The organism is Cupriavidus sp. 01L46 (genome assembly GCF_056399905.1).
Window position 1 is genome coordinate 22,165 of sequence record NZ_JBFTSF010000155.1, and the last position, 6,696, is coordinate 28,860.

Sequence of the window (6,696 nt, forward strand, 5' to 3'; positions counted from 1 at the left end):
TCCGATTGAATTGCACGATCAGTATACGGCCGGCGCGCACGCACCGCTGCCGATGCCGCTGGCCAGCCACGCCTCGAACGCCTCGCTGCCAGGCTCCCCCGCAACCGCCGCATAGACCACCAGCCGCAGGTGACGCTCCTCGTCCGCAGTGAGCGTGGCATGCTCGCAGCGCACCGTCCCCACCGCATCCAGCCACAAGGCGCGGATGCCGCTGCAAACGCCCTGCACATCGTGCTGGCGCCACCATTGCCTGAAATCCGGCGCCGCGCGCTCCAGCTCGTCCACCAGCTCAAGCAGGGTCGGATCGTCCGGCGCGCGGGCCAGGTCGCGGCGAAAGCTCGCCAGCATCTGTGGCGCCTGTGCCTCCCAGCCGGCAAAGCGCTCGCGCATGGCCGGGTCCAGAAAGATCATGCGCAGCATATTGCGATGGCCCGGCGCGCAAGCGCCAAAGCCAAACACGCGCTCGGCCGCCGCGTTCCACGCCAGCACATCCCAGCGCAGGTTGAGCACATAGGCAGGCCGCAGCGGCAGGTCGTCCATCAACCGGCGCACCAGCGGCGGCACCGTGCACCAGGTGCGCCCGCTCTCGGCCGGCGGGCGCTGGTGCGCCAGCAGAAACAGGTGGCGCCGCTCGGCGGCGTCCAGCCGGAGCACGCGCGCCAGGTTCTCCAGGAACGCCGCCGAAACGCCGATCTCGCGCCCCTGCTCCAGCCAGGTGTACCAGGTCAGGCCCACGCCGGCCAACGCCGCCACCTCCTCGCGGCGCAGCCCCGGGGTGCGGCGCCGGCCGGCGCTGGGCAGGCCCGCCTGCGCGGGAGAGATGCACTCGCGCCGCTGGCGCAGGAAGTCCGCCAACGCGGCGCGTGTGCGGTCTAGGGTGCGTGGCGGCATGGAATTAGGGGCATGGAACTAGCTGCATGGAATTAGCCTATTGCCTGCTGTAATAGCATAAGGAGTTAAATTGTAATACTTTAACGARCAGCTGAGAATGCGGGCCTGCGTATTCAACAGGATCCCCCATGCCCTCTCCAAGCGGCTTGCCCGTGCTGTTCGTGCTGTTGCTAGGTGGCTTTGTCACCGTCTTCGACCTGTTCGTGGTCAATGTGGCGATTCCTTCCATCCAGGCTGACCTGGGCGCCAGCTTCGGCGAGATCGGCGCGGTTGTGGCGGCCTACGAACTGGCCTACGGCGTGCTGCTGATCACGCTGCTGATCGCGGCGCGCGTGCTGCAAGGCGCCGCCGCCGCGCTGCTGTTCCCCCAGATCTACGCCGTGATCCGCGTCAGCTTTGACGAGGCCGCGCGCCGCCGCGCCTTCGGCCTGCTCGGCATGACGCTTGGCCTGGCCGCCATCGCCGGCCAGGTGCTGGGCGGCCTGCTGGTGCAGAGCGATCTGTTCGGCCTCGGCTGGCGCCTGATCTTCCTGATCAATATCCCGGTGGGCGCGGCTGCCATGCTGGCCGCGCGGCGCATCCCCGAATCGCGGGCCATGGCAGCGCCCGGCTCGCCCGCAAGCGGGCTGGACTGGCCCGGCGTGCTGCTGGCCAGCGCCGGGCTGACGCTGCTGCTGGTGCCGCTGCTGGAGGGCCCCGCGCGCGGCTGGCCGGGCTGGGCCTTTGCCTCGCTGGCGCTGGCCGCCGCCTTGCTGGCCGGCTTTGTGCGCGTGGAACGGCGCCGGTCCGCTCCGCTGGTGGACCTGGCCCTGTTCGCCCAGCGCCGCTTTGCCCTGGGTACGCTGGTGGTGCTGCTGGTGTACTCCACGGCCAGCGCGTTCTTCCTGTGCTTCGCCCTGCTGTTGCAGGCCGGGCTGGGCGTCGGCCCGCTGCTGGCCGGCAGCGTGTTCGCGCCGGCCAGCGTGGGATTCGTCGCCGCGTCGATATGGGCGCCCCGGCTGGTGGGCCGCTTCGGCAACGCCGTGCTCGCCGTGGCGGCCTTGCTGTACGCCGCGGCGCACACCGCCCTGACGCTCCAGGTGGTGACGGCAGGCGCCATGCTGGTGCCCTGGCATCTGGTGCCCGCGCTGATCCTGTTTGGCCTGGCCMAGGGCATGCTGATGACGCCGCTGCTCAATCTCGTGCTCGGCCTTGCACGGGAGGCGCAGGCCGGCATGGCGTCCGGGCTGGTGTCCACCATGCAGCAAGTGGGCGGCGCATTCGGCATCGCCATCGCGGGGATGTTCTTCCAGCGGGCGTTGCAAACCGAAGGCGGTATCGGTATCGGCATCGGCAGCGCGCAACGCTATGCCCACGCGTTTGCCGGCGCGATGGGCTACAACCTGGCGGCGGCGTTGCTCTGTGCGCTGCTGTTGCTCGCGCTGGCTCGGCCGGTAGCCAGCCCGGACGCGGCGGCCCAGGCGGCGCGCTGATCAGCCGCCCGTGCCGGGCGAGGGCTTGCGGGCCTCCAGCACCGCCCGCAGCCGCGTCACCGCCTCGGCCGACTCGGCCTCAATGCGCTTTCGCAGCACCAGCCAATTAGTCAGCGTAAAGAGCAGATTCGGCGCGGCGTAGCTGAATTCGCGCCGGAAATGCGTGCCCTCCGGCGTCTGGGCGAGCGTGTAGCGGACCGCGCCCGCCTCGCGCCCGTCGATGGTGCCCTGGATCGTCCAGGCCGAGGATGGGCTGCGCTCCACCGCAGTCCACACCACCTGGCCGCGCCGCCCGGCTACCAGGAAGGTCTCGGTGACCTGCTCGCCGGGCAGGAGCGAATGACCGGCCGAGGCGCCAGTCACGGCGAGCGAGGATGGATGCCAGTTGGGCCAGTTGGCGGGCGTGGAAACGTAGTCGAACACCACGGCATCGGGTTGCGCGATCGTCACCTCGTTGACGATATGCGTAACGGCGCGCCACGGCCGCGGCAACGGGAGCAACAGCACGGCCGCCGCGCCCGCCAGAACCAGGAACCCGACGAACAGGGTCCGCCGTTTGTGGGTCCGCCTACTGTGGGTTCGCGTACTGTGGGTTCGCCGCCTGCTCATGGTGGAGGCCTGGACAAACAATGCGCCGGCGGGCTGCGGTAAGGCCTGCGGCCCTTTCCGGCTGGGGTGGCCGAGGTGCTTTTAGTGTAGTCAGATTTGTTGGCCACGTTGGCGCGGCAATGACAAAACGCGGCAACCGCGCGAGGGCGGTTGCCGCGTTTTGAAGGCCTGGCGCCAGGACTCAGTGGTTCGATGCCAGCGGGCCAGTGCCCGCCTGCGCCACGCTGGGTGCGGCATCCGGCAACGGCCCCCAGCCGCCGCCCAGCCGGCGCACCAGCGCCACCGTGGCGGAGGCGCGCAGCCCGGCCACCTGGTTGGCATCGCGCTGCGACTGCAGCACCGTACGATCCGCGTCGATCACCGTCAGGTAATCCACTGCGCCCGCTTCGTAGCGGCTGCGCGAGATCTTGGCCGCGCGGCGGGCGCCGCCCAGTGCGCCGTCCAATGCGCCGGCCTGCTGGCTCAGCCAGCGTACGTCTGCCAGGCTGTCTTCCACCTCGCGCATCGCCGTCAACACGCTCTGGCGGTAGCTCGCCACCGCTTCCTCGTGCTGCGCGCGCGCCGCCGCCAGGTTGGCCTTGTTGCGGCCCCCGTCGAGGATCGGCGCGGCAATCGTGCTGCCCACCAGCGGGCCCAGCATCCACGCGCGTGACGACCACTTGAACAGGTTCGACAGGTCGTTCGATTCAAAGCCGAACAAGYCGGTGAGCGTGATGCGCGGATAGAACGCGGCCTTTGCCACGCCGATGCGCGCGTTGGCCGCCGCCATCAGGCGCTCTGCCTGGGCGATGTCGGGGCGGCGCTCCAGCAGGTCGGAGGGCAGGCCCGCCGGCACGGAGATCAGCGCCGCGTCCAGCGGGCGCGCGGCCAGCGTGAAGGCGGCCGGCGGCGCCCCCGTCAGTACCGCCAGCGCGTGCTCCTGGTTGGCGCGGCGGCGTTCGATGCTGGCCAGATCCGCGCGGGCCGTACCCAGCTCGGCTTCGGCGCGGGCGGGGTCGAGGTCCGTGGTCTCGCCTTCGTCGAACCGGCGCTTGAGCAGCTTGAGCGCGTCCTCTCGCAAGGTGATGGTGGCGTTGAGCAGGTCGCGCTCGCTGTCCAGCGTGCGCAGCGCGAAGTAGGCTTGCGCAACGTCCGCCTGCAGCGCTAGCAACACCGAGCGATACAGGTCTTCGGCAGCGTCGCCTTCCGCCCGCGCCGCCTTGACGTTGTCCGCCACGCGGCMGAACAGGTCGAGCTCGTAGCTGGCGATGGCGCGTGCCTTGAGCACCGTCTGCGGCGCCACCCGCGTGCCGTCCGGCAACCCCTGCGAGGCGGCCGAGGACTGGGTGCGGGTCGGGTCCAGGCCCACGCTCAACTGCGGGTACTGGTCGGCCTCGGCCACGCCGGTGAAGGCGCGGGCCTGCTTGAGGCGCGCCGCGGCGATCGCCAGGTCCTGGTTGGACTCGGTGGCCGTGGCAATCAGGCGGTCGAGATCGGCGTCGCCGAAGATCTTCCACCATTCGCCGCGCTGCGCGCCTTCTGCCGGCGTGGCCACCTTCCATTGCGTGCCTTCGGCTTGCGCAGCCATCGCTTCCTTGTAGGCCGGCGTGGCGGCGGTCGCGCTTTCCGGCACCTTGTAGGTCGGCGCCAGCGAGCAGCCCGCCAGGATCAGGGCCACGGCCAGCGTGGCCAGGCGCGGCAGCGCCGCGGGGAGTCGCGATGTCATCTTGGATGTCAATGTTGCATTCATGTCGATCACCGTTATTCAGCGGAGGCGATAGCCTTGTGGCTCGCCGACGGCGCGTCCGACACCGTGCGGCGCATGCCACGGGTCGCCAGCAGGCGCAGCGCCACGTAGAACACGGGCGTCAGGAACAGCCCGAAGAAGGTCACGCCCAGCATGCCGGCGAACACCGCCACGCCCATCGCATGGCGCATCTCGGCACCCGCGCCGGTGGACACCACCAGCGGCACCACACCCATGATGAACGCGAACGACGTCATCAAGATCGGGCGCAGGCGCAGGCGGCTGGCTTCGATCGCGGCGGCCACGATGGAGCGGCCTTCATGCTCCAGTTCCCGCGCAAACTCCACGATCAGGATCGCGTTCTTCGCTGACAACCCCACCAGCACGATGAAACCAATCTGCGTGAAGATGTTGTTGTCGCCCTTGGTCAGCCACACGCCAGTCATGGCAGCCAGCAGGCTCAGGGGCACGATCAGGATCACGGCCAGCGGCAAGGTCAGGCTTTCGTACTGCGCGGCCAGCACCAGGAACACCAGCAGCACGCACAGCGGGAAGATCCATACCCCCGCGTTGCCGGCCAGGATGTCCTGGTAGGTCAGGTCGGTCCACTCGAACTTGATGCCCTTGGGCAGCGTCTCGGCCGCAATGCGCTCGGCCGCGGCTTGCGCCTGGCCCGAGGAGAAGCCCGGGGCCGGGCCGCCGTTCATGTCGGCCGCGGTAAAGCCGTTGTAGCGGATCACGCTGTCCGGGCCAAAGCCCTGGTTGACGGTGAGCAGCGACGACAGCGGCACCATGTCGCCCGCGCTGTTGCGCGTCTTCAGTTGCAGGATGTCCTCGGCGTGAGCGCGGAACTGCGCATCCGCCTGGACCTTGACCTGGTAGGTCCGGCCAAACTTGTTGAAGTCGTTGACATAGGCCGAGCCGAGGTAGGTCTGCAGCGTGTCGAACACATCCGTCACCGGCACGCCCAGCTGCTTGGCTTTCACCCGATCCMGCTTTACATCCAGCTGCGGCACGTTGACCTGGTAGTTGGTGAAGATACCGGCCAGCTCAGGCGTGGCGCGCGCCTTGGTGGTAAAGGCGTTGGTTGCGTCGAACAAGGCGTCGTAACCCAGCGCGGCGCGGTCCTCGATCATCATCTTGAAGCCGCCGATKGTGCCCAGGCCCTGAACCGGCGGCGGCGGGAACACGGCGATGAAGGCGTCCTGGATCGCGGCGTACTTGCCGTTGAGCTGCGCTGCGATGGCGTTGCCCGACAGTTCCTTGGTCTTGCGTTCTTCAAACGGCTTGAGCGAGACAAAGACGATGCCGGCGCTCGGGCTGTTGGTGAAGCCATTGATCGACAGGCCCGGGAAGGCAATCGCCGATTCCACGCCCGGCTGCTTGAGCGCGATGTCGGACATCTGGCGGATCACGTCTTCGGTGCGGTCCAGCGTGGCGCCGTCGGGCAGCTTGGCAAAGCTCACCAGGTACTGCTTGTCCTGCGCCGGCACAAAGCCCTTGGGCACCAGCTGGAACACACCCCAGGTCAGTGCCAGCATCACGGCGTAGACGCCGAACACTGCCGTCTTGCGCGAGATCACGCCCCTCACACCCTTGCCGTAACGATCGGCGCTGGCGCCAAAGAAGCGGTTGAAGCGGCCAAAGAAGCCACCCAGCACGCGATCCATGCCGCGCGAGAGCCAGTCCTTCGGCGCATCGTGGCCGCGCAGCAGCAGCGCGGACAAAGCCGGCGACAGCGTCAGCGAATTGAAGGCCGAGATGATGGTCGAGATGRCGATGGTCAGCGCGAACTGCTTGTAGAACTGACCGGTCAGGCCCGTCATGAAGGCCAGCGGCACGAACACGGCGATCAGCGTCAGCGCGATGGCGATGATCGGGCCGCTCACCTCGCGCATGGCCTTGTAGGTGGCCTCTTTTGGCGATAACCCCTCGGCGATATTGCGCTCGACGTTCTCCACCACCACGATCGCATCGTCCACCACGATCCCGATGGCG

Annotated in this window: 5 protein-coding genes; 1 reads left to right on the forward strand and 4 read right to left on the reverse strand. The window is 68.7% G+C overall.

The features are described from left to right. Positions 1–18: 18 nt before the first annotated feature. Positions 19–891: a helix-turn-helix transcriptional regulator gene (locus AC1DS3_RS24060; RefSeq protein ID WP_441635918.1), complete on the reverse strand. Its 873-nt coding sequence runs from the start codon at positions 889–891 to the stop codon at positions 19–21. 128 nt (positions 892–1,019) lie between these two features. Between AC1DS3_RS24060 and AC1DS3_RS24065 the strand changes: the two genes are divergently transcribed. Further along, complete coding sequence (locus tag AC1DS3_RS24065; protein ID WP_477128105.1) at positions 1,020–2,363, forward strand: MFS transporter; 1,344 nt, start codon at positions 1,020–1,022, stop codon at positions 2,361–2,363. Here AC1DS3_RS24065 and AC1DS3_RS24070 read toward each other — a convergent pair whose 3' ends face one another. The 3 genes from AC1DS3_RS24070 to AC1DS3_RS24080 all read right to left on the reverse strand — a co-directional run. Beyond that, on the reverse strand, positions 2,364–2,888 hold the full coding sequence (locus tag AC1DS3_RS24070) for an SRPBCC family protein (RefSeq protein WP_441636056.1): 525 nt from the start codon (positions 2,886–2,888) through the stop codon (positions 2,364–2,366). Positions 2,889–3,153: 265 nt separating this feature from the next. After that, positions 3,154–4,677 carry an efflux transporter outer membrane subunit gene (locus AC1DS3_RS24075; protein ID WP_477128106.1) on the reverse strand — a complete coding sequence of 508 codons (1,524 nt, stop codon included), beginning with the start codon at positions 4,675–4,677 and terminating at the stop codon, positions 3,154–3,156. A 35-nt stretch (positions 4,678–4,712) separates the two neighbouring features. Further along, positions 4,713–6,696 (reverse strand): efflux RND transporter permease subunit (locus tag AC1DS3_RS24080; protein ID WP_477128107.1); only part of this gene is annotated, 1,984 nt, incomplete at its 5' end.